The sequence below is a fragment of the Herbaspirillum robiniae genome, assembly GCF_002213415.1.
GTDB lineage: Bacteria > Pseudomonadota > Gammaproteobacteria > Burkholderiales > Burkholderiaceae_D > Herbaspirillum > Herbaspirillum robiniae.
This window is the reverse complement of sequence record NZ_NJGU01000007.1, coordinates 252,474-276,531: the sequence shown is the minus strand read 5'-3', so window position 1 is coordinate 276,531 and position 24,058 is coordinate 252,474. Positions and strand designations below refer to the sequence as shown.

The following is a 24,058-nucleotide window of genomic DNA, read 5'->3' as shown; positions in this document are numbered from 1 at the left end:
TTCTAGGGAGCGGGTCCGCACAGAAAGATTGCCCAGTCATTACGGATTTGTAATGAATCGGCAGGCCGCAGCGATCACAATAGCGGCGTACTCCATGGAAAACCGATCATGCACATCCTGTTGGTAGAGGACGAACCGAAATCCGGCGATTACCTGCGCCGCGGCCTGACCGAGTCCGGCTTCGTGGTCGACTGGGTGCGCACCGGCGTGGACGGCCTGCACAACGCCACCACGCTGGACTACAAGCTGGTCATCCTCGACGTGATGCTGCCGGGGATGGACGGCTGGGAGATCCTGCGCGAACTGCGCCGCACACATGACACGCCGGTGCTGTTCCTGACCGCGCGCGACGAGGTGGAAGACCGCGTCAAGGGCCTTGAGCTGGGCGCCGACGACTACCTGGTCAAGCCGTTCGCCTTCACCGAGCTGCTGGCGCGCGTGCGCACGCTGCTGCGCCGCGGTCCCAGCCGCGAGGCCGACGTCATCGAATACGCCGATGTGCTGGTCGACGTCCTGCGCCGCAAGGTGACGCGCGGCGGCCGGCGGCTCGACCTGACCGCCAAGGAGTTCGCCCTGCTGCACATGCTGATCCGGCGTCCCGGCGAGGTGCTGTCGCGCCCGCAGATCGCCTCGCAGGTGTGGGACATGAACTTCGACAGCGACACCAACGTGGTCGACGTCGCGGTGCGCCGGCTGCGCGCCAAGCTCGACGACGGTTTCGACGACAAGCTGCTGCACACGGTGTGGGGCATGGGCTACGTGTTCGAGGCCCGGCAGTGAAGCGGCACAGGCCGCAGGGGCTGCAGCCATCGCGCCACCCGCCGTCGATGACGCTGCGGCTGGTGAGCCTGTTCGCCTTGGTGGCCATCGTCACCTTCGCCGGCGTGGGCAGCTATCTCTATCATTCGCTGCACGTGCAGCTGGAGCGCCGCGACGACGACGAACTCGCCGGCAAGAGCAGTTCGATCGGCCACCTGGTGCAGGAGGCGGACTCGCTGGCCGCCCTGCGCGAGAACACCCACGCGCTGCTGGACACCATCAGCGGCCACGACCGACTGCTGATCCGCATCACCGACGCCGCCGGCGCCACCATCATCAAGAGCTACGACGACCCCGACAGCCTGCCCGGTTTGCCGGCCGACGCCGCCCGGCCATCCGGCGCGCTGCGCACCGTCGACCTGCCCGACGGCCGGGCCCGCGTCATCGTCAGCCGGGCCTTTGCGCGTTCCGGCGAGCAGGCCACGGTGATGGTGGCGCGCACGGCGTCGGACCGCATGCAGCTGCTGGCCGACTACCATTCGCAGGTCTGGTACGCGGCCAGCATCGGCACCCTGCTGGCGACCCTGCTGAGCTACTTCTTCGTGCGCGGCGGCCTGCGCCCCCTGCGCCTGATGGCGGCGCAGACGCACGCGATCTCCGCCAACCGGCTGGACACCCGGATCGACATCCGCTCCGCGCCCAGCGAGCTGCATGAGATCGTCGAATCCTTCAATGCCATGCTCGATCGCCTGCACCGCAGTTTCGAACAGCTGACGCAGTTCTCGGCCGACCTGGCGCACGACCTGCGCACCCCGTTGAACAACCTGATGGTGCAGACCCAGGTGGCGCTGGGCAAGCCGCGCGCGCTTGAGGAGTACCAGGCGCTGCTGAGCTCCAACATCGAGGAGTACGAACGGCTCTCGCGGATGATGGAAAGCATGCTGTTCCTGGCCCGGGCCGAGCATGCCCATGTGGCGCTGCAGATCCGGCGCCTGAGCGTGGAAGAAGAGCTGGGCAGGATCGCCGACTATTTCGAAGGCATCGCCGAGGACGCCGGCGTGCGAATCGCCGTCTACGGCGCCGGCGAGATCAGCGCGGACATGATGCTGCTGCGGCGCGCGCTGGGCAACCTGGTGGCCAACGCCATCCGCTACACGCCGGCGCAGGGCGTCATCCGCATCGAAGCGGCGCGCACCGGCGCGGCCACCGTCATCAGCGTCGCCAATCCCGGCGAAGGCATCCGTCCCGAGCTGGCCGAGCGCATCTTCGACCGTTTCTACCGCGCCGACCCGTCGCGCAGCAGCGCCGGCGGCTCCAGCGGACTGGGGCTGGCGATCGTGCGTTCGGTCATGACGTTGCACGGCGGCACGGCCAGCGTGAGCAGTGCGCCGGGCGGCTCCACGGTGTTCAGCCTGGCCTTTCCGGACCAGGCGACGCCTGCCGCGCAGGGCAGGCCGGGCGCAAGTGGCGCGGGTGTCACAAACTGAGCAAGCGGAACCGGCAACACAGGTGGCACAAGCGAGTGGATCGGCGCAACGGCAAGACCGCATGCCAGCGATCTTCCCGCACATGGCGCGCATCTTTTCTGGAAGGTGGAACTGAGTGAAGCAACTGGCATATCGACTCGGCATCGGCATCGCAGGCCTGGCCGCCTTCTGGTCGCTGGGCATGATCAGCGCCAACGAATTCGCCAAGAGCGGCCTGCTGATGGCCACCGGCCTGCCCGGCATCGCCGGCATCCTGCTCGCCGTCCCGCGCGTCAGAGCGCGTCCCGCCTGGCTGTCGACCGCGGGCATGGCGATCCTGCTGCTGTTCTTCTTCGACGCCGCGCTGAAGGGTTTCCTGCGCGACTATTTCGGGCTGCGTCCCAATCCGGTCTTGGTGTTGCAGGCGGTGTTCAATTCCAATCCGGATGAGAGCGGCGAGTTCTTCCGCCACAACTGGCGCGAAGTCGGCAAGGCGCTGCTGGCCTTTGTGGCGATCGGCGCCACGGCGTTCGCGCTGGAGCGCCGGCTGGCGCGCAGCGAGGCGCGGCGCCCGGCCGACGTCATGCGCAAGGGCGGCGTGGTGGCCACCGGCCTGTTGCTGGCGTCGTTCTTGGCGCTGCATTTCAATCCCACCATGGCCAAGGAAAATCCGGCGCTGTTCTGGCCGATCCGCTATCTCGACTATCGCGCGCAGCTGGAGCAGGCCCAGGCGATGCAACGCGCCATCGCCGGCAACATGGCGCAGCGCTCCGAATGGCGGGTGCGCTACGCGGGGCCGCAGGCCAACACCGTGGTCTGGGTGGTGGGAGAGAGCATGAACCGCGGCAACATGTCGCTGTACGGCTATGAACGCGGCACGACGCCGATGCTCGACGCGATGCGCCGCGAACTGATCGTGTTTCGCGACGTGATCTCGTCGGAGCCGGCCACCATGTCCTCGCTGATGAAGATGCTGACGCCGGCCGACCTGAACGCGCCCGACGCCTGGCACAGCAAACCCGATGTGCTGATGCTGGCCAAGGAGGCCGGCTACCGGACCTTCTGGATCTCCAACCAGGTGCCCAACGACGGCTGGCTGGGCCTGGTGTCCAGCCGGGCCGACCAGCAGGTGTTCATCAACAAGGGCGCCGGTCGCGGCGAGAACAATTTCGACGGCAACCTGCTGCCGGGACTGGAGACCGCGCTCGCCGACCCGGCGCCGAAAAAGCTCATCGTGGTCCACCTGCTGGGCGCCCATCCCACCTACGACATGCGCTATCCGTCTTCGCACGCGCGCTTCGACGACGCCGACGACGCCGTCACCCGGCGGCTGTCGGCGGCCGGGCGCTCGGCCTGGATCCGGCGCCTGCGCAATGAATACGACAATGCCGTCGCCTATACCGACTTCGTCGTGGCCGGCATGATCAAGGCCACGATGGCCTCCGGCGCCGGCGCCGCCAGCCTGCTCTTCAGCGCCGACCACGGGCAGGAGGTCGGCCACACGCGCGACCATGCGGGCCAGTCGGTGGCCGATGCGTCGGGCTACGAGATACCGATGTTCCTGTGGACCAGGTCGTTCTCGGGAAAGAATGCGGACGACAAGGCCATCCTGGAAAACCGCCCGTACCAGACCGACCACCTGGAACACGCGGTGCTGGGCCTGCTGCGCATCGAGTCGAGCTACTACCTGGCGTCGCGCGACATCTTGAGCGACGCCTTCTTGGGCCAGGACTTCAGCAACGGCCAGCGCCGCATCAACGGCCAGCCTTACCTGCCGCGCACCGTGATGTTCAACCAGGCGCCGGCTTCATGAGCGGCCGCGCCGCCGTCGCCATGGCAGGGACGAGGCGGCCATAAAAAAACGGCGTCGCCCGCGAAGGCAACGCCGTATCAAATACAGCTCCTCTCAAGACTATTCAGGCATCACGCTTAGAACTTGTGACGCAGGCCCACGCGCAGCACGTTCTGGGTGGAGTCATCCCATGCGCCGAAGTCGGCCGCATTGTTGACCACGCCCGGGTTGACCACGTCCTGCGCGCGCAGGTTGCTCCACATCGCGTAGACGTCGGTGCGCTTGGACAGGAAGTAATCCACGCCCAGGTTGAACTGGGTGGTCTTGCCCGAGGTCGAGAAGGTGCTGCCGGCGACGCGGTTGAAGTCCATGCGCGAATGGATCACGCTGCCCAGCAGGTGCAGGTTCTGGCTCAGGGCGTAGTCGACGCCGATGTCGAAGATGTTGGCCTTGCGCGCAGCGCCCACCGATGCCAGGCGGCTGGTCTGGTTGGCGGCGGTCGGACGCTTGCCTTGCGACCATGCGCCGTACAGCTTGGCCGGGCCGAACTGGTAGCTGGTGCCGATGGTGAAGGTCTTCAGGTTGGTGTCGCCGGCGCTGTAAGGCGCGGCATTGGCCGACAGCTTGGTCTGGAAGTAGGCCGCGCCGATGCCGAACGGACCGTTGGCGTAGTTGCCGCCGATGCCGAAGCCCTGGCCGGCCGAGGTCTTGCCGGCGACTTCGCCGAAGGCGTAGTACAGGCTGCCGGTGAAGCCGCTCAGGTTGGCGGTGTCGAAGCGCACCGAGTTGTCGTTGCGGCCGGTGGAGGTGCGGTCGATGTTGTTGGCGTGCGCGCCCTTCTGGCTGTTGGAGCCGAAGGTCTGTGCCGAGGTGTACTTGGAGCCGATGTCGTCCAGGTAGTCCGCCTGGCGGCCCACGGTGACGGTGCCGAAGCCGCCGGACAGGCCGACCACCGACTTGCGGTCGAACAGCACGCCCGACGAGCCCATGCCGCCGGTGTCGCCGTTGAAGCCGTTTTCCAGCACGAACAGGGCCTTCAGGCCACCGCCCAGGTCCTCGGTGCCGCGAAAGCCGATGCGCGAGCTCGACGAGATGCCCGAGTCGATGCCGAAGCGCGAGCCGTTTTCATTGACGCCTGCCTTCTTCACGTTGCTCATGTAGGTCACGCCGGTGTCGATCAGACCGTAGATGGTGACGCTGCTTTGCGCTTGCGCGGCCGTGGCGGAGATCAGCCCGAGAGCGGCCAATGCAAATGCTTTTTTTTTCATTTATGTTTTTTCATAAAAAAATATAAGCCGAGACTTGAACCCCCTGAAACTTCCTCCTATGCTGGCTTTAATCGTCCGGAGAGAATTCAAATGACGCTTCGCTTCACTGTCCACTCGCCATCCCATTTGGTTGTGGATAAATACCCGGCCTTGCAGCACGTGCCGTTCATTTTGGATAGCAACTCTGGTTACCATCGGTTGGCAAATAGGTACTTGATTGAGCGAGGGACAGGCGTGTGGACTTGTCAGTCCAACCATAATTCAGTGTCAGTAATGCGTCCGTCACCGCGAACCCTTTACAGCTACGCGGAGTGGATTGCAAACTTTCTGGAATGGTGTGAAACGCGCGGAGTTGACATTGCAACATGCACATACCGTACCCACGCGCTCGAATATCAGAGGGAAATGATTGAGGGAAGTTGGTCTCGTACAGGCAAAGGACTCTCCCCTAAAACTGCGAATCTTCGCACGCAACATGCATGTGATTTCCTGACATGGCTGTCGCAGAAAGGTAACAGAACGGAGTTCTCAGTCCCATATACTGAGAAAACCATTAGCCGGACTACAGTTACAAACGATGAGGTGAAGTTTTCGAAAACGGTTCGAATCCGTGGCGGCCAAGCCGCCGATGCGTTTCCTAAGCCACTTATATTGCCCGAGCATGAGGAAGTTGAGCATTGGCTCAAAGAGGTCTATCAAAAAGATGGGACTACTTTTGGCCTGATCTGCGAAACGATTTTATGTACTGCGATGCGGAGAGAAGAGGTCGCCAGCCTGCGGATGGATACATTGCCACTTCGAAGAGACGAGTGGAAAATCGTAAACCCCAAAGAGCCCGATGATCTTCAGCAAGTTCGCATAGCCATTAGATACGGTACGAAAGGCCGCTGGTCTGGGCAAGACCATGGCGACAAGATTGGCCCTGAACGGCATATCTTGATGCCACTTCGTCTGGCCCTGCTCTGGGATCAGTACAGAAATGACACCAGAAACCGGTCTATCAATGCACTAATTTCCCATATGCCCGATGCCCGGTTAAGAGCCAATGCCGTAAAAGCGACAGTACACCTCTTCCTTCGGGAAAGAGATGGAAAACGCTTCGATGGAGCAGAAATCTATCGTCGCTGGAACAAAATAAGAATCGGAAAAAAGAATTGGACGCCGCATTTAGGACGGCATTGGTGGGCATGCTCCGTACTCTGGAACAGCCTGGTCACTCATCCCGCAATCTCCGATATTAAGAAGGCGAAGGATAACCATCTTCGCGAGCACGGGCAAACGATAATAAAACTCATAATCCAGCCGCAACTTGGTCATCGCTCAGAAAGCACAACGTACATATATTTGCAGTGGCTGATGACAAAGTTATCGCGCCCAATAGTCTTTGCTCGGCGCTAGGTCTTCGAATTGGATACACGCATCGGAAAGAATCCGAAGGATCGCCGAGCTGACGCCAAGACGACAGCTCCGTTCTTGGCGCACTCCAAAAATCTCGAGGAGCTACGAGAGACGCTAGTCTTCTTTACAGAGCATAGTAAGAATCCCACTGAATGTAATTTGACTTCATTTAGAGACGGATATTCAGCTCCGGACGATCCTCTTTATCATTCTGGAAGACCAGCCCTTATCAGCGAGCTTTTCTATGCTCTCTATGACCAAGTAGTCTATAACGCCGCCAGCTCAATCGTGACGCTGCGGTGGTCACTGCATAATTGGTGGCGAGTAATGGACCACGTTGAACTGGAACTTCCCTCTCATCCGAAAGTTTCCTCTGTCGCCGACTTAACCGAAATACATTGGCAGGTGGCCCTGCAACTCAATATTCCTGGAAAGGCGTATTACGCCTTCTTAAAAGCGGTAAACGTTACTCGACGCGCACTCGGAAAAACCGAATTCACTTGGCGCGGCCCGGATCCCGACAGCAATCGTATGGATAGGTCGACCGGAAAAAAAATTGTCCCGCCTCTTTGGCAGGGGGATCTAATAAGACACGAGCTCAAACATCGGTGGTTCCATACACTACGTAAATTCGAATACTTCGATGCGCTACGCTTATCGCGGATGCCGCTTATTCAGAAGGAAGACGCTCCGGCTATTCGTCGACAAGAACGTAAAATTCTTAGATGGATAAGCGACTATGAAGAATGGAATCCCTCACTCCCTCCAGTGAAACGGGACTGCACATTGAGAGAAAGTGCCACTGCTTATCGACAGAACATCTGTGATCTAGCAATCGATTCGAAAGGGATTTATCAAGGCTTCTTCCCAAACCAGGACGATGTCAAGAACGCCTTTCATCTCTGTCTCGCAAATTATGGCCTGAATGTAGCGACGTTACTTAGCATTGACGTTAGCCAAGACATGCTTGTACCTCACCCTAAAGATTCCAACCGATTCGTATTTACGGGGATAAAAGATCGCGCCGACGGTGAGCCACAATATGTGGAAGGCCTCTTCAAGAGCCAAGGAGGACTCGGATTTATCCTGACGTTCTTAATAAAAAGAACCGCGCCACTGCGAACAGAGTTATTCAACCGGCTGCGAAACTGCAAAGAAGAATACGTCCGCCTCTTGAAACACACTCGCGCTGAAGATACGGACCTTCACGATCTGAAGAAAGAGATTTTTGAGCTAGAAGCCGGCGTTAGATCTCCGTGGCTATTTCAGCGGCATAACGAGATCTGCTGGCTCCACCGAGATAATTACGCTAAAGGAGTAAGTGGGAAAATTTATCTGCGATCGTTAATTGAAGATATAAATTCTCGACGCAAAGACAAGCAACAGATTTCAAATCTCACTGCAAAACAATTTCGGGACCTTTTTACCAATCGCATCTACTTCGCAAGCGGAGGATCAATACTGACAGTCAAAGCCCGTCTAAACCATCGCTCTCCCCATTCAACCGATATCTACCTTCGAAACACTGTCATACGTGCGGAGCATTGGAAGACATTCATGACTTTCAGCAATGCGCTATGGAGCGAGATACGCAAGCGTGGCGAGATTGATCCGACCATTTTGGCAAAGATGGTGTATGACGGCCAAGTATCAGATCAAGAACGAGCGCGTTTGCGCGACCATAGGAACCTCGAAAAAAGCAGACTCGGTATCGGATGCCTTGATCCGCACAATCCACCAAATCGGATTGCACCGAACTTTGTAGCAGACGGGAAAAAGAAGTGTTCAGTGCATCGGTGCGTGCTCTGCTATGAAAATGCCGTGCTCCTTCGCGAAAGCATCGATGGGCTTTGCCAACGACTTGCAGAGCTGGAATATTTAGAACGAACAATGGGGCAAGAAGCCTATCTCCTCTCCTCTTTTCCCGAAGAAATGGAGAATATCAACGTCGCCTTCTTGGGATACAAGGAAGAGGACATTGCAGAAGGACTGGAGAAGTGGAGAACAAAAATAAGTTCAGGGGAACATCGATTTTTTGATTTCAACTCCTAGAGGAGATGTATATGAAAAATACTTCTTCTCCCAAATCGGAAGCAGCCAAAATTGAGTCTGACATTTTGGAAAACACCCGCTCCGTTTCCAGCAGATATGCTGCCGAGTCTATTCAGCATAGATCCATACAAGAGTTAGTTGAAATCCAAAGTCTTCTTCTGCAAGGCTCGATACCAGGTCAGTGGACAACGCCCGACCGCTGGCTTATTGGGGATGCAAATTCTCGCAAACGTATGAGTTCATTGGACATTAAGAAGCGGATTCTATACTTTCTCAGCGCAGACAACCGACGAATTGCTGGCCGACTGGTCAATACCGCATTTGAAAGCAAGAGCCTCATAGAAATTGGAGTACTTCAGGCAACCAGATCGCTAATTCTTATGCGTCAAACGAACATCAATCTCAGCGGCGTAACGACAAAAAAACCTCTCAATCCTCGCACCGTAATGTCTCACGCAAGGGCCGGTATTCTTCCGATGATCGCGCAGGCCATTACCGAATTCATCGAAATAAATGGAAAGGAATTTGACTCAATCGCATCCGAGTCACTTTTGCAATACTTCAATGGAAGACTCGGCTTGAGATACAAAAAGTCGATCATGAAGTCGGTAGATATCGCACTAAAGCGCTTGTATGCCTGGAATAAAAGAGGGCTATGGTCAGACGTACCTATCCTAAAAAAAATTGATCTTCCCACCGCCATTACATCACCTCCATTGGCGAATGAGCCGTCCCCCCAAACGGATCCACACCTTCCTCTCCCAGACGAATATGTCGCCGAAATGGCCTTCAAGTGTATCTGGCTCCAGGAAAATCTGGCGCCGATATTCTTACCGCTTCTGGATAAGGTCATTGATACGTGGAGAATTTCACCAGGCACTAGTGGTTCCGCACTAACAATTCGATTCGAATTAATCCGCTCGATTGTTAAGGAATGGCACAAGAAATTCCTACAGGACGCAGCTCCTCCTGTTCCTCCTTTCAAGGTTGATCTCGACGCGAACTATAGTATTCAAGAGCTCCTTACCGGAAATTTCCCCGCCGATGATAAAGGCGGTTTTTTCATGACGGTTTGGGCGATTGCAGCCCTATTACAGCAATCGTCTCTCTTTATACTTTCGCTCTGCACGGCTCCAAGACGGTCGGAAACAATGAGTTGGCTACGCTCGGTATTGATCTATGAAGATGACGACCAAAGCTACGTCGAAGGAAAAATATACAAATATTCTGATCGGATCGATGGCATGCGCAGAACGTGGCCTTTGCCGGAATTGCCATTGCTGGCACTAAAAAATCAAATCGCATTGGCAACTGCCATTGATCAATTCTGCGTGCTAAGTGAAAAACCTTCGGCGCTCATTTCGTCCTCAACTCCTCCTGAGCAACGGCCTCTTTGGATACAGATATCCGCTCGTGGAGATGCGGGCCAACTCATGTCGGATATAAACGCCGAACTTCGAGCGTTGGCGATAACATTAAATATGTCGATACGACCTGGCGATCAGAACCTACGCAGCCATCGATTTCGTCCCACTCTAGTGCGACTGGGGGCGCTAGCTATATTGCATTCTCCAGCCCTTCTTATGGACGTATTTCATCTGAAATCGGCATCCTCGGCCCTTTACTACGCACTTTCTAATCCGGCGCTTTCCACTGAGATTGACAAAGTGTTACGAGAGCTTCGTTTATTAACCGCGACAGAGGTGGTCGAAGACATACTTTCCTCAACTAACGTCAATGGTGCTGAAATCAAGCATGCAGATGGCTATGGAGGAAAGGCGGCAACACAAATTCGATTGGCTATCGACAAAGGTCTCAAAGCCAAACATCGCCACGGCGAAGATTGGGGAGCGGAAGACACGGAGACCCTAGTGCAACTCCTTACCATACAAGGGAAATATTGGAGAATAGTTAGAAAGGGCGTTATTTGCACCCAACTACCTGGAGAAGAAAGCCCGTGCAATAGAGGCAACAAAGGTAATCCAGAACCGGCGAACTGCAGTTCATCTTGCACGCACAGGTTGGAGGAAAGATTTCTATCTGTCGATGTAGACCAAGCAATTGAAGCCGCAGTGAAAGAATATGAAGTTTCACGGCTAAAGCACGATGACCTCATGACATCGCACTGGGCTGGGCAGATCAAAGCACATGTCCCAAGATTTCCTGAGTTAGAAGAGAAATGGCTCCAGCATCCAACAGTAAAAGCTATCTTCAAATCTGAGTAGATAAATATGGAAGAGAAATCGTCCTATAAGAGATCGTTCAGCGACATCTCCAAAAGCAAAATGCAAAAATCGGCGGTGGCGCGAGCTGACCGATCAAGTCTTAAACTGCGTGAGGCAATCGATGACGAGCTTGAGAAAATTTGGCATGAGTTAGCAAAGCTCGATCCCTCTCTCCAAATCAAAGAGATACCATCTTTGGCCAACATTGCGCGCCGAGCGGGGATACATCCACAAACACTTCACAAACCGAGATACCGTGTACTGACTCAGAATATCAAGAACTGGATTTTGGAGATCACTCCTCCGTCAAAGCCTAACGCTCTGCAAGTTAGAAAAAGTCCGGAATCGGCAGTCGCGCAGTGGAAGAAGAAGTATAACGATCTCCTGGACAAACATTGCTTGTCGGAGATAGATCTTCTTCATGCTTCTGCGCAGTTAGAGCTACTGCAAAAGGAAAATGAAATGCAAGCGACGACTATCAAAAACCTTACTGCCGATCTTCGGTCCATTCAGAAAAAACTAACTGTAGTTAAATAACGTGAAACGGAGCAAATTAAAAATCCGATAAATACTCTCTATTTCACCGCGGCTAGCGGCAATATTTTCAGTCGCTCTAAGATTTTTTCTCGTACTGTTCTCGATACTTCCATGTTCTTCAATGCATCTGGCCAGAGCGTCTGAGCGCGAGAGCTCGTCTGCATGACAGCATTTTTGACAATCTCATGGGAAATGCCTGCTTCTCTGGCTATCGCCTCATAATCGGCCAAAGTCTCGGCTCTCTGTCGCTTTTCGATAGCTACATTAATCGCTAGCTCTCGGAATTCCGGCAAAGCTGACATGCAGACAATATCGTAGGCTGGTGATAATTCGGGATGGATCTCGTCACGATAGAGGACGCTAAAGTTTTTCAGGTGTGCGTCAGAGTTTCCAATAAGCGTGTTGACGACCTGGCGAGTGAACAGTTGATGGACGTCTTCAATACCCCGTATGCTGAAACGATTCAAGATTGAGAAGAGCTTCACAAACTTTTCCCTGCCGGCATATTTTTTCCCAGGCATCAATCCAAGGAGCTGGCAAGCGTCTTCCATATGCACTGCACCAGCTGGGCTACGATCAAATCGCTCGACGGCCAAAAAGCGCGTTTTAGCGCCGTATCTCTCCACGAGATCCGGATGATCAGCCATCTGGTCCATGGGCCGAGGAGTGGCCCGTGCTACATCCACCCCGGCGAGCGCAGCCAACCTCATACAAGCATACTCATTCATGATCTGGGTATCGTCTCCTGGTGACGGGAGCTTAGCGACAACGTCAGACACTCTTCCTTTACTCGGGAGGCAGTATTGTTGCCCCTCCTTGGATGTCGAGAGCGCTAATTTATCCTGCACGCCCGCAAGAGAGGCGGCGCCAAGAGCGGCCTTTTCCGGCACCTCGACCTGATGCTCTCCATGGCTGCCTGCAGCTCCATATGAGCGGAACATGTTTGTTAGCTTGTCGATGTCCGCAGGCACCACCGTGACAGCTCCGGGCAAGTCCTCTCCGGCAGCTACGAGAATTCCAAAATCGTCGGTATCTAGCTTTCTCTCGCGGGAGGCCGCCAGACGCCCCCTTAGTGCCCCTTCGGGGAGCAGTCCCGCAAAAAATGGCGGTAGCTCATCGTTTTCCCTACACAGCACAGGATCGTAGAAACCTTTGCGAGAACCTGGCACCCATGACTCATAGGCAAACTCGGTTATGGAATGGGAAAGAGTTTGGCGCCGATCATCAGATCGATAATTTTCAGTTGGTAGGAAGCGTGTTGTCCGGCATGCCTTGCTAAGCCAACCTATATGGTGACCTTTCAGCCAAACTTCTGCATAGCGCGTCGGATCGCTGTTCATACTCTTTTTCAAATTGCGGTGAAGGGGGACACCTAGTTCGACGACGTGGGCACTTGTAGTTCAATCGATCTGGGCAATGGAATCCTAGATGCAACGACAGGCAGTGTTTGCAAATAGATTTTGCTCTATGCAATGTGCATAGTGACGCTCTTGCCGGCTCTGGCTAGCATGTTCACTAGCAAGTCAATGGAGAACTCCATCCCGTTTTTTTCGATTATGTCCGAAGCACGTTGGCGAGTAATGCCCAAGATCTTGGCAGTATCAGCCGGCATCAGGTCGTTGGCTTCGATCCAAGTCGCCAGTTCGGTCACCAGGTGATCCTGAAGGGCACGCTTTAACGAGACAAGCCGCTGAGAGTCGGCCTTCAGTTTAGCCGCCTCTTCTGGCGTAAATCCTAGGTCGGAGAACACATTCCCGTCTGCAGGCGTCATTTGCATTGACTTGGTCTCGATGGCCATTATTTCTCCTCTCCTCGATAAGAACGTGTCCAGAGTTTTTCCCGCCCACGACCTCGCCTTGTCCGTTGAGGGACATTCGCTGCCGCGCTGTCTAGGTCGTTCCAATTCGGTTGTTCAACTCAGACAAAACTGCATGTCGACGAGACTTCGGAATATGCGTGACGAGACGAGAATTGTCAGTTCACCCTCTATTCAGAGAGGACTCATGCGCCAGCTCCCAAGCCGTCGCGCAAGACCCATTTCGAAAAATGCGCAAGATCCGGATGTTGTGATTGGATAAGGGACAGGTCTGGGCCGACGTTTGGACTTCCGTGCGGCTCGCGAACTACGAGTGCTCGATGTATGCCGGTCGGAACACCGCGAAAGTACGGCAGGAAATCGTCAACGAACGCCATTGGCCTCAGCGCCTCCAAGATGGCTGCTTTGGGGCTTACATCGCCGGCGGTGCCGTCTGTGCCATATACCGCCGCGATCGGGAATCCGCATTGCAGGAGATTTTCTTTTCTGGAGCCAAGAAATCTCTCTTCTAACGCCGTCACACAGACCAAATCAAAGCCAGCTCGCCGGAGCTGGAGGCAGGCATCTACGGCTCCAACACATGGGGGAATCGAACTCCAAAATTTTTCATCGAACTGTGCACGGAATTTGCCAAGGTCGGCACCGGCCAAAATCTCTACATCCCAACGATCAACTGGCCAATACGCAAGTGGATTTCGAAGAGATGGATTTACGCCAAAAGCACGAAACCAGGCATCACGATAGGCAGCGTGGTAGTCCAGCAGCACGCCATCTGCATCAAGTGCAATGAGCGGCATTTTTCACCTGGTAAGAATAGGCACAGCTCGGATTTTTTGGTGCTGTTATTGCGTGAGAGGTGCAACAGACGAAGCACTAGCATGCGGATCCACCAAGTGATGTGCCAAGTCCGCAGACCAGGTATCCACCAGTACCTTGGCCCATGATGCAAAATCCTCGATCCGCTCAGAGCCTTTGAGCGGCGTATCGCGGTTGTGACGATTGCCAGCTACACGGCGCCATTCAACCGTAAGCCTCCCGTCGACGTCCATCTTGATGCTTTTAGCCATCTTTGTTACTCCACCAATCCCGATGTAGGTGGACAATGGGCGAATTTCACTTACTTTCATCTGCGGCTATAGAAAATTTTTAAGAGATATAACCATCACTTCTTACGTCTGAAGATTTTGTATGTAATAAATCCCCAGAAAAGCAACGACGCGAAAATGCCGGCGATTCGCCCAATGTCTTGCGACCGTCCTAGTTCGGCGATCAGGCCAAACGTCATACCAATCGCCACGGCAGCGGCCACTACCCACCCTAGCGGATTAAGCCTTCCCCCGGTTTCGTACATGACACTCGCGCAGAAGGGGCATATGTGTTGTGTGGCTAGATACCGAAAGGCACCAGGCATAGGTTGGTAATGCCACAATTTTGGAACGCACTCGCGGCCACACTGGGGACAGCTCAACTTATCCAATTTTCATGCCTCTAGACGAAAGGTATCCGCCTTCTCAACACGGATAGAATCCTCCATATTTTCTCGTACCTATAGGGAATCCATCACGTTCGCGGTAGGCGGGATAATAGAGCGACTAGACATTTTACGTCAATATAACTAGACATTTTACGCCCTGTCCGTTTTAGCAATAGAAAAGCACCATGTACGAGCTCTAGGCCCCGTACATGACAAAATCCTCAAACGAAAAAGAAACGTTGGTGCACTTGATTGGCGCCAATATCAAGAAGTACCGACTGGTCGCAGGCTTGACCCAGCAAAGTCTTGCCCAAGCACTGGGCACCGAAGTCGAAACGGTGTCTCGTTACGAACGGGGACTTTATGCGCCACCAATCGAACAGATTGAGTACATCGCGCGTTTGCTAGGAATTTCCCCTTGGGTTCTATTGGCATCAAAAGACGAAGAACCCCGTTCCAAAAGAACCTTACTTCTGGATCAAATTGATAGGCTTTCTAATGAGGATGCCACCACTCTGGCAAGAATCATAAAGACCTACGTCGATGCTCATGGAAGAAAATGAGTAGATAGTGTTGAGTTGCATCGAAAACTGACCCACTTTCCCCGGAAATTTGCATCCTAAGTTGACCCATGTTTAGACCACAATCCTGCTCATCACAGCGAGCGGGAGAACGGAGTGATAGACGTGGCCCTACTTGGAATTATTCGACGCTGGTACATCCGCGATCGCATCTCGATCAGGGAAATCTCCCGCCGGCTGGACATCTCTCGAAACACGGTTCGTCGCTATATCCGATCTGGAGCGATTGAGCCTTCCTACCCCTCAAGGCAATCATCCAGTGCCCTAGATGAATTCGCGCCTCGACTTTCAGCCTGGCTCAGCGCTGAGGCAGTTAAATCTCGCAAGCAGAGACGAACCCTGAAACAGATGTTCCTGGACTTAAGGGAGCTGGGATATGAAGGGTCTTATGACCGCGTGGCAGCCTTCGGGAGGCAATGGAAGGTGGGTCAAATGGAGAGGGTCAATTCTGCGAGCAAATCAACACGCTGATAACAGTTTCAGCTTTATCGCTTATGTGGGCTGGACAGACCAAGGTCGCCAGCTTGTAACGACGCTTTTGAAACGAGTCGCGTATGAAACAGCTTTGGAATCAAACGATCCGAGACTAGCAGCGGACATAAAGCTAATCTGGGAGCAACTTGATCAACGGCATGGTCAAGTCGCAATGGATCGCGTGGAAGAATTCCAAAAGACGCTTCGAGAGCTCATGGCCAACCAAGCAACGAAGCTAGCGCGATGACGCCCTCCCTATTCGAAGAATTTCATTCTTCACGAACTCGATGTTCACTTGTGGAGGAAATGAGCTAGTGAATAGCGCCGCGCCTACTATTCCAGCCAACGCGCCGGCAAGGACCGCCGAAATTGTGTGCGCATCTAACGCCACTCGCGCAAACATCGTCATCAGCAAAATCGGAAGCATATAAATTAGATGCCACCAACCGTAGCGCCGGCCAACGAAGTACATCGCGCTCGAGGCCATCGAAGAATGGCCTGATGGCATGTTGTGCCGGCCACCATTGGGACGTTCACCTAATTGGGTTCCCGCTACCAACACGGGATCTAGAGCGCGCTTAAGCCCATGAGTCAACATTGTTGATCCCACGGCGATATAAAGGTTTTGCAAGATACCGACCGGATCTCGCATGACGAAAGGGAGCCCTATCTGAACGACCGTATTGATATACCGGCCGTAGTCCTCTACGCCGACAACGATAGGATGCGTGCTAGGAGGGGTTTCACGATAAACCTCCAGATCTGATGGATAAATCGATATTACTGCAATGCCGAGCAGGCAGATTACGATAAGGCGCCAAGGGCGACGTATGTGAACCAAGGCGTTCCATGCCAAACGGCGCATCACTTGATTTTTCACGGACGCCCCACTTTCGGCAGAACATCCAGCTCTGGCTTGTAGACAGGAGACCGCATACCGAATGCACCCAACACACTGTGGAAGACGCTCGCCTGAGTAAAGGCGCCGTCAACGAACTTTGTGGTGGTGTTCTCTTTTATGTTGTCTCGGGAATTCCATACGATGAATGGAATACGCTTCTGTTCCTCAGGAGCCACAAGCCACGGCGTCCCATGTAGGTACAAGCGCCCTTCTCCCAAAGATTCGCCGTGATCAGCGATGAAGAACAGGGTCGCGTCAATGTCTAGCCGCCTCAGTAAATCGATCGTCTGCCCAACTACGTGGTCCGTGTAGCGGATGCTGTTATCGTAGGCATTGATCAATTCCTCCTGACTACACTGCTGCAGCTGGACAGAGTTGCAAACCGGTTTGTACTCCTCAAAGCTTGCTGGATATCGAGTGTTATATGCCGGCCCATGGCTTCCGGTAAGATGCAGCACCACCAAGGTACGCAGCCCTTTCGAGTCCGCTATGTGCCTCTCTAATCCGAAAAGTAATCCTCCGTCGTAATTGCACTCGTCGCCAACACAGGTCTGCTTAACATCCTCAAGCTTCTGATAGTGAAGGACCTTCATTGGGGGTTCCCCGGCATTGTGGCTTCTCCAAGTCACCTCTACGCCGCTGCGCTGTAGATAAGTAGTGAGCACCTCCCATTTCCCCTCGTCCCCAGAGGTGGTGGGGCTCAAGATACACTCCAGGGAAGCGGTGGTGTAGGTAGCGCATGAGCTGGCGTTTCGGATGACTGATACGCCAGCAAGGGACATGCGGGGGTTGGTTTGCCGCCTGTATCCGTATAGAAAAAAGTTCTGGGCGCGTGCGGACTCGCCAATGATGAGAACAACGACCTTTCTGTTCGAGCTGGCGAATGTCCCCGCAGGAAGAACTGCGCGAGGCGAAGGCGCCAAGTTCGAGGAAAGATACCGTGCGCCGTTAATGACAGGAGACCAAGGCAACACCATGGCACCCACCTGCTTGGCATACTTGTCTATCCAAAGCCAGGTCCAAGAGGCTCCAACCAACCAGCACAAGGTCAATCCCGTTGCCACCGCAGGTGTGGTGATTCGCTTGATCAAAGATACTGGCCGAACCGAGATCCGCGCAAGTAACCATATCGGCAGTAGACCGAACGCCGCCACGTACACGAGAAGCATTGGATGAAACAGTGCGGATGCTTCCGCGAAATCAGTATTGAAGACATTGCCCATCATGGTCTTGTCCAGTACGACCCCATACACCACGATGAAATAAACAGCTATCGCATTAATGGCTGCCATCAGCATCGCCGCCGACTTCAGTAGCCACTGAGAAAAAACGGACACAACACTCAGGACCAACACGTTCGTAAAGAAGACAAGTACGAATAGGGTGAGTAAAGTCCAAATCCCCCCTGGGGAAGACATATCCAGATTAGTGACTGCGAATCTGTAGAGGGGGAAGTGATAAAGGGCCGCGCTACCTAGCGCTACAAGCAGAATGAAGGTTGGCGTCGACACTTGCCAGAACCCGGCCTCTGCCGGCGCTTCTTGAACCGCGCCTTTCTTGCGAAACTTCGTCAGCACAAATGGCCCTTTAAGCTCAAGCGCAGTAGTCCGCCACGCTGTTAGCAGCGAGGGAAACCATTTACGATGGAAATCGAATGCATCTCTGAATGAGCCATCTCACACCGGCTCGAACGCGCGTCTATTAGCCGCTGGTTAGCAGTCTTGTGTGAGATGGCTGGAATTGATAGCTCAGCGCCCAGTTCGACGAGACCGTGGACGCTTTTGCTTGGCCTTCGATGTTGCGATTTTGGTCTGCAGATTCTTCTTGGTGGATTTACGATCGTTGAACTTAAGCCAAAGATAAAACGCCAGCACAAGCAACAGCATGATCACCGAGCCGACCTTCATTACGCCTACGATGGCATCGTGCGTCTGTTGGGATTGCGTCATCTGAAAAGAACTCGGTCGTCAGCGGCGGGAGCAGTCGCCACACCATTGTGACGTTCGCACTACCCCACCATTTTTTTGTACAAATCTCCGATCTCCTTGTACTCACCTACTGCCTTGTCCAAGAAGAACTGATAACGAATCGCTTCATGAGAGAACGCCGCGCTTTCCTGGTCGACATCTACGGTATTACCATCCGCGCTCGGTTGCGTCGGAGAACGGTAGAGTACTAAGGCCTCAACGGGTAGATCTCTGGGGACCGTGGCGTACCCTTTTGACAGGACAGGCAACTTTGAATTCGTCATCGCCTGTTTCAAAGCCGATGAGAAATCGATGTCCCGGGCTTTGTAGTTCGGTGTATCGGCATTGGCGATATTCGATGCAAGCAGCCCAAGCCTTTGCTCCACTAAACGAACCGCGTTATTCCAAAACTTCTCGTCCTTCTCTCCACCATCACTCGACAGCGCATTCATTCCGTTGATGTTCATCACCCGCCTCCTAACGAAGAAAATGCCAATTCAATCCGGACATACCTTCGAATTTCTGCTCAATCAATACGCTGAAGTCTGATCCGCAACAAAAGCCCGCTAACGGCTACAGAGGCGCGACGTTGGACAGCTACTCTTAGGATTGCTGGGCGAAACGGCGAGAGACAGATCCTGGCAAGACCTTGCATTTTTTCTCTCCAGCTGAGGTGCGCCCTTCGCCAAGGTTGGCGCAGAGCATAAGACTGACGAGACAAGAAATAGGGCGAGCAATGCGTCCACGAGACCTCCAAGAAGAGTACCTAAGGTCAGATCCACCGAATCATTGATGCGGCACACCGACAAGAAGACATTCTAAGAAGGCATTTCGAACAAAATCATTACGCGTCTATTACGATCGCGTAATGATTTCAAAGGCTGGAGAACTGGGGAATGGCGGTGAGCCCAGAGCAGGCCCATCGAGGGGAAGAATTTTAGAATAACGAAGAGGAGCCGTCATTCCATCTGCGCACGATACGCTGGAAAAATAGACTATTTGGCAGCTGCAGTGTAGTCCCGGCCCCTTCCGTCTCCTCGGATAGCGTCGTGTACACTAGATTGATGTCCAGCACACGCCCCTTAACGCCTGGTTTGTCACCGCCCTCCAGCACTTCGATAACGTCGCCGACCCGGAATGGCTGCGTCGTGTAGATCAAGATGGCACAAAATAGGTTGGATAGAACACTCCAAGCGGCGAAAAAGGCCACCGCGCCTACTGCAGCAAATCCAGTGAATGCGGACCAAAGTACCGCGCCAGAGACCCCCAGGCGCTCCAATGCCCAGAGAATGGCGCCGCCATAGACAAAGAATCCAAGAACCCTTTGCGTAAGAGCTGCGGCCTTCCCGGGTAGGCCGTATGTACGACCTACCCGGCCGATCAGCAGCTTTGCAATTCTCATGATGGCTAAGGCGCCGATCATGATCAAGGCCACTTCCGCGGCCGGCACCAGAACATCAAACCAATCAGCCATCCACTGGGGCAGATTGTCGTGTATCGACTGCAAAAACTTGTTCATTCAACTCCTCTAAGACCTGACAGGCCACTTTCCGGCCTATAGATTCCGCTGCATCCGCCGCCTCGTAATTTCTCGAAATTTCGAACGCGGGAGCATAGGCCAATACGACTAAAAATTACAAATTTTTTTCCAACCTAGTCATTCTGAAGCAGAACCAGCTGTGGCAGATGTGCCTCATTACGTGCTGACTTTACGACTCAAAATCGGCCTCTTCATCGCCCGATTATTAAGGATCGTTAATCTTCAAAAAAAATTCACTGAAATCACCATCAAGTCAGACTCAATATGCTTCCGAGCTTGATTTCATAGAGGGAAATCTTCGATAAAACCTATATTTATAGCGGCTTTCCGACCATTTACATTAACAACATTTAATCTTCCAAAGGCATTCGCAGATCACCATCGCTGGCTAACATCCGTTGAAAAATCGGTGCTCCTGATCGTCGATTTGTGACTGCCAGGTTGATGATTTTCTACGCAAAGATTCATCATCGCAAGGTGCAAATCTAGTTCTCCGAGCACGTTCCCTATGAACATACACGGAGCAGCATGATGTCATCGCCGCAAACACTTTCTCGCCCAAACGACGATCTCGTGGGTGGTCGATAAAATGGCGGCCCGCGACGACCTTGCCATTCTTAAAGCCGCTCGAACTGGTGTTGCCGACGCACAGTTGGCCATTGGAACCCGCTACTACTTGGGCAACGGCAGCCTTCCGCAGAGTACTGAAACTGCATTCTACTGGTTGGAACGAGCGGCCAGACAAGGCCTGACCGAGGCCTGGACGATGATAGGTCGCGCCGTTCCATATGATCTAGTGCGCAGCACAATGTCGCGCCCCTATGAGGCGGTGGCATGGTATGAACGCGCGTTCGATTCCGGCGTACTCGAAGCTGGCATAGTGTTCTCACGTTTAGTACTTGAGAATTCCAGTCATTTTGGTCATAAGGCCAAAGACAAGGCGGTCAACGTACTGAAGCAGCTAGCTGAGCGAAATAATCATGAGGCCCAATGGCTTCTCGCCAAGCATCTTGCGCAACTCGAAGATGACCAGCACCATGGCGCCGGCGATCAAATTCATCTGGCGCCGCCGTTGAAAGAAGCCAAAGAACATTGGACCAGGCAAGCAGCGCTAGCCGGCGTGACAGAAGCCCAATACTCGTTACTGGAGGAGTACTGGAAGGCCGGTGACTACGTCGGTTTTTCCGAGAACGCCGCGCCGATGATCAAGTGCCTACTTAAGGATCATGAGGCGCAGCTTCGCTATCTTCGCGATCCCTCTCCCCAGTGCGCATTACTTTCTTTATCCGAAAATGAGGTTACCTTACTCCTGAGGCAATCTCAGCTCTTGTTGGAGCGCAAAGTATCCGATCTCTCATATGTCAGAAGACTGTTGGAGCTTGCAGCTCTTTCAAATAATCATGAAGCGCAATACCGACTTGGGATGCTCCACGCGCGCCTCGACCACGGTTGTCAACGGATATTCCCCGCACACGGGCAGGCGAACTATTTAGCCGCGGTCCCTTGGCTCAATGCTGCCGGCAAGGGAGATGTTGCCGAAGCCTGGCACGGGCTCTCAATGATTTACGCCAAGGCGGAGTACTTCCAACGCAATCTCTCGCTCTCTCGCCAATATTTAAACCGCAGTGCCGAGATGGGATTTGCACAGGCTCAATTCGACTACGGTCAGTATCTCTGGCGTACTCGACGCGATGGTCCAATGCATGACATCCACGCACTCTCTTGGTGGAAAAAAGCGGCGGATCAAGGTCATCACGAAGCCTTGATAGCCGCCTCAAGATTTTCTGCAAAAAACAGTTCCGAAACATGGGCCGTTGAAATCGCTAAATCGCTGACGACTAAATTAAGGAAGTCTCATCCATTCCTCTCAGCCAGAATTGATCTGGCCGCTGCTTTTAAGCTTTCCAAATCCGAGGCCGTGCTCGTAGATGTGCGTCACGCAGACTGGGGCCATTGCATCGAAGTCGACATTAGTAAACTCCATGCTCGCAGCAAAAGGCGCCTGATCTTGATCGAAAATACCGAACAACGCGTGACCTTGGACTTAATTTCACGCCTGTTTGCCGACGTAAATTCAAGCTTCGATGGTCCAGAAGGTAATTATCGCCAGCGTCAATATCGATTGAGGAACATCATCGCGGACCTAGTGTAACTCTCCCTGATTCCGCTCGATTTTGATTTGGGTGGTTTCTTTTTTGGCCGGCACCAACGCATGTTGTTGCCGGCTTTTTTTCGGATAGCGCTGCTGCCACATTCATATGGCGAGCCACCCTATGAAACTCCGAAGCAAATTCGACAGATGAAGAAATACAACAAATCCAGAATCAATCGTCCGACCAAAACCAGACTTTTTTCTATATTTACAAACGCGCTGTTGGTAGAAAAGAGGAACACGTAATGTTCAAACATCCGTCAAACGTGCGGATCCTCAAGACCATTTTAGAAGGAAGACACATGAAGAAATCGTTGCTCGCACTGGCTGTGCTCGGCGCGTTCGCCGGCGCTGCTCAGGCGCAAACCTCCTCCGTTACCATCTACGGCATTATCGATACTGGCGTCGTGTACACCAGCAAGGCTGTCAACGGCACTGCTAACGGCACCGGCAGCAAGTTCGGCGTGAACTCCGCGGTGATTCAAGGTTCGCGTATCGGCTTCAAGGGTGTTGAAGATCTGGGTGGCGGTCTGAGCGCCGTCTTCAATCTGGAAACCGGCTTCAAGAACGACACCGGCGCCCTGGATGACTCCAAGACTACCAACACTCTGTTCCGTCGTAAGTCCGTCGTCGGTCTGGCCGGCGGCTTCGGTACCGTCCTGCTGGGTCGTCAAACCGACTTCGCTGACTCCATCTCTTACCTGACCTCTGTTGCCGACTTCGGCTTCATGACCGGCTCCGTTGGCCATAACCTGGACCGCCTGGAAGGTACCCGTAGCAACAACTCCGTGAGCTACACCACCAACAACATGGGCGGCTTCACCGGCAACCTGTTCTACGGCTTCGGCGAACAAGCCGGCCGCACTTCGGCTGGCCAAGCATTCGGCATCGGCGGCAAGTACGACAATGGCCCGCTGGGTCTGGGTATCAACTACTTCCAATCGAAGCAAGGCGCAACCCCGGCCGACACTTCGCTGCTGATCGGCACAACCAACGCTGGCGACGTCAACAACTCCGGCAACAGCGCAGCTAAGGTGCTGAACGTTGCAGCCAGCTATCAATTCGGCCCGGCCCGCGTGTATGCAAACTACAACCGCGTGAAGCAAGATCTGAACACCGCCAGCCCGACCGCTCTGCCGTCCAAGACTCTGGGTTCCGCGAACAAGGCCGACATCTATGAAGTCGGTACCGCCTACTCCCTGACCCCGAATCTGAAGCTGCTGGGCGCCGTCACTCACACCCGTGCTGACTTCAACTCGTCCTCCAAGGGCAAGCTGACTCAAATCAGCCTGGGCACCGACTACTGGCTGTCCAAGCGCACCGACCTGTACGCGTTCCTGGCTAACATCCGTGCTTCGGACATGGCCAACAGCGGCGTGTATGGCGATGCGACCGGCAATGCTGCTACCGGCGGCGCTGATGCCAGCCAGACTCTGGTGGCCGTGGGCGTTCGTCACAAGTTCTAAGCAAAACTCACCACCGACATCGCGGGTTGGTCGCGATGTTGGATCGGTAAAAGAAGGCTTGCCCACGCAAGCCTTTTTTCTTTTCCATCAAATTATTTTCAAATATTTCCGCGGAGTCATCGGCTAATTTTTGACGGCGTGGTACAGTTTTCCAGCTCCGCATTGGATAGAAAAGTAGAGATTCAATCTC

Annotated in this window: 21 protein-coding genes; 11 read left to right on the top strand and 10 right to left on the bottom strand. The window is 54.2% G+C overall.

Features of this window, described 5'->3' with window-relative positions; genetic code table 11:
• Positions 1–108 precede the first annotated feature (108 nt).
• From CEJ42_RS14915 to CEJ42_RS14905, 3 genes are all read left to right on the top strand, one after another.
• Complete coding sequence (locus CEJ42_RS14915; protein ID WP_088751609.1) at positions 109–780, top strand: heavy metal response regulator transcription factor; 672 nt, start codon at positions 109–111, stop codon at positions 778–780.
• Positions 777–2,246: a heavy metal sensor histidine kinase gene (locus tag CEJ42_RS14910; protein WP_243397870.1), complete on the top strand. Its 1,470-nt coding sequence runs from the start codon at positions 777–779 to the stop codon at positions 2,244–2,246. Before CEJ42_RS14915 ends, CEJ42_RS14910 begins: the two co-directional genes overlap by 4 nt.
• Positions 2,247–2,361: 115 nt before the next feature.
• Positions 2,362–4,038, top strand: a complete 1,677-nt coding sequence (locus tag CEJ42_RS14905; RefSeq protein WP_088751607.1) for a phosphoethanolamine transferase — start codon at positions 2,362–2,364, stop codon at positions 4,036–4,038.
• Positions 4,039–4,154: 116 nt separating this feature from the next.
• On the opposite strand, the gene CEJ42_RS14900 is transcribed toward CEJ42_RS14905, so the two are convergent.
• The gene (locus tag CEJ42_RS14900) at positions 4,155–5,285 is read right to left on the bottom strand and encodes a porin (protein WP_088751606.1); all 1,131 of its coding nucleotides are present in this window, start codon (positions 5,283–5,285) and stop codon (positions 4,155–4,157) included.
• Positions 5,286–5,690: 405 nt separating this feature from the next.
• On the opposite strand from CEJ42_RS14900, the gene CEJ42_RS24620 reads away from it, so the two are divergent.
• Genes CEJ42_RS24620 through CEJ42_RS24605 form a run of 4 tightly spaced genes read left to right on the top strand, consistent with a single transcriptional unit; the run spans position 5,691 to position 11,497 of the window.
• Positions 5,691–6,683, top strand: coding sequence for a site-specific integrase (locus CEJ42_RS24620; protein WP_129587739.1), 993 nt, complete (start codon positions 5,691–5,693; stop codon positions 6,681–6,683).
• Positions 6,684–6,692: 9 nt separating this feature from the next.
• Positions 6,693–8,735, top strand: a complete 2,043-nt coding sequence (locus tag CEJ42_RS24615; RefSeq protein ID WP_129587738.1) for a hypothetical protein — start codon at positions 6,693–6,695, stop codon at positions 8,733–8,735.
• Positions 8,736–8,746: 11 nt separating this feature from the next.
• Positions 8,747–10,960: a hypothetical protein gene (locus tag CEJ42_RS24610; protein WP_129587737.1), complete on the top strand. Its 2,214-nt coding sequence runs from the start codon at positions 8,747–8,749 to the stop codon at positions 10,958–10,960.
• A gap of 6 nt (positions 10,961–10,966) precedes the next feature.
• Positions 10,967–11,497, top strand: a complete 531-nt coding sequence (locus tag CEJ42_RS24605; protein ID WP_165774444.1) for a hypothetical protein — start codon at positions 10,967–10,969, stop codon at positions 11,495–11,497.
• A 38-nt stretch (positions 11,498–11,535) separates the two neighbouring features.
• On the opposite strand, the gene CEJ42_RS14895 is transcribed toward CEJ42_RS24605, so the two are convergent.
• The 4 genes from CEJ42_RS14895 to CEJ42_RS24600 all read right to left on the bottom strand — a co-directional run bounded on the left by CEJ42_RS14895 (position 11,536) and on the right by CEJ42_RS24600 (position 14,380).
• Positions 11,536–12,837: a type II toxin-antitoxin system HipA family toxin gene (locus CEJ42_RS14895; protein ID WP_088751605.1), complete on the bottom strand. Its 1,302-nt coding sequence runs from the start codon at positions 12,835–12,837 to the stop codon at positions 11,536–11,538.
• Between the two features lie 125 nt (positions 12,838–12,962).
• The gene (locus tag CEJ42_RS14890; protein ID WP_088751604.1) at positions 12,963–13,295 is read right to left on the bottom strand and encodes a helix-turn-helix domain-containing protein; all 333 of its coding nucleotides are present in this window, start codon (positions 13,293–13,295) and stop codon (positions 12,963–12,965) included.
• 203 nt (positions 13,296–13,498) lie between these two features.
• Positions 13,499–14,110, bottom strand: coding sequence for an HAD family hydrolase (locus tag CEJ42_RS14885; protein WP_088751603.1), 612 nt, complete (start codon positions 14,108–14,110; stop codon positions 13,499–13,501).
• A 45-nt stretch (positions 14,111–14,155) separates the two neighbouring features.
• On the bottom strand, positions 14,156–14,380 hold the full coding sequence (locus tag CEJ42_RS24600) for a hypothetical protein (RefSeq protein WP_129587735.1): 225 nt from the start codon (positions 14,378–14,380) through the stop codon (positions 14,156–14,158).
• Between the two features lie 616 nt (positions 14,381–14,996).
• Between CEJ42_RS24600 and CEJ42_RS14875 the strand changes: the two genes are divergently transcribed.
• Together CEJ42_RS14875 and CEJ42_RS14870 are read left to right on the top strand one after the other, a co-directional pair.
• On the top strand, positions 14,997–15,350 hold the full coding sequence (locus CEJ42_RS14875; RefSeq protein ID WP_088751601.1) for a helix-turn-helix domain-containing protein: 354 nt from the start codon (positions 14,997–14,999) through the stop codon (positions 15,348–15,350).
• A gap of 114 nt (positions 15,351–15,464) precedes the next feature.
• A complete protein-coding gene (locus tag CEJ42_RS14870; RefSeq protein WP_088751600.1) occupies positions 15,465–15,839 on the top strand; it encodes a winged helix-turn-helix transcriptional regulator in 375 nt (124 codons plus the stop codon).
• 238 nt (positions 15,840–16,077) lie between these two features.
• Here CEJ42_RS14870 and CEJ42_RS14865 read toward each other — a convergent pair whose 3' ends face one another.
• The 5 genes from CEJ42_RS14865 to CEJ42_RS14845 form a co-directional block, all read right to left on the bottom strand.
• Positions 16,078–16,722, bottom strand: coding sequence for a phosphatase PAP2 family protein (locus CEJ42_RS14865; RefSeq protein ID WP_129587734.1), 645 nt, complete (start codon positions 16,720–16,722; stop codon positions 16,078–16,080).
• Positions 16,719–18,320, bottom strand: coding sequence for a phosphoethanolamine--lipid A transferase EptA (gene eptA / locus CEJ42_RS14860; protein ID WP_165774443.1), 1,602 nt, complete (start codon positions 18,318–18,320; stop codon positions 16,719–16,721). Before eptA ends, CEJ42_RS14865 begins: the two co-directional genes overlap by 4 nt.
• A gap of 171 nt (positions 18,321–18,491) precedes the next feature.
• On the bottom strand, positions 18,492–18,692 hold the full coding sequence (locus CEJ42_RS14855; protein WP_061286714.1) for a hypothetical protein: 201 nt from the start codon (positions 18,690–18,692) through the stop codon (positions 18,492–18,494).
• Positions 18,693–18,751: 59 nt separating this feature from the next.
• On the bottom strand, positions 18,752–19,177 hold the full coding sequence (flgB, locus tag CEJ42_RS14850) for a flagellar basal body rod protein FlgB (RefSeq protein ID WP_243397869.1): 426 nt from the start codon (positions 19,175–19,177) through the stop codon (positions 18,752–18,754).
• Between the two features lie 470 nt (positions 19,178–19,647).
• Complete coding sequence (locus CEJ42_RS14845; protein WP_174616923.1) at positions 19,648–20,229, bottom strand: mechanosensitive ion channel family protein; 582 nt, start codon at positions 20,227–20,229, stop codon at positions 19,648–19,650.
• Between the two features lie 598 nt (positions 20,230–20,827).
• On the opposite strand from CEJ42_RS14845, the gene CEJ42_RS14840 reads away from it, so the two are divergent.
• A complete protein-coding gene (locus CEJ42_RS14840; RefSeq protein ID WP_088751597.1) occupies positions 20,828–22,402 on the top strand; it encodes a tetratricopeptide repeat protein in 1,575 nt (524 codons plus the stop codon).
• A 302-nt stretch (positions 22,403–22,704) separates the two neighbouring features.
• Positions 22,705–23,868 (top strand): porin, encoded by a 1,164-nt coding sequence (locus CEJ42_RS14835; RefSeq protein ID WP_050470468.1) that lies wholly within the window; start codon positions 22,705–22,707, stop codon positions 23,866–23,868.
• Positions 23,869–24,058 lie beyond the last annotated feature (190 nt).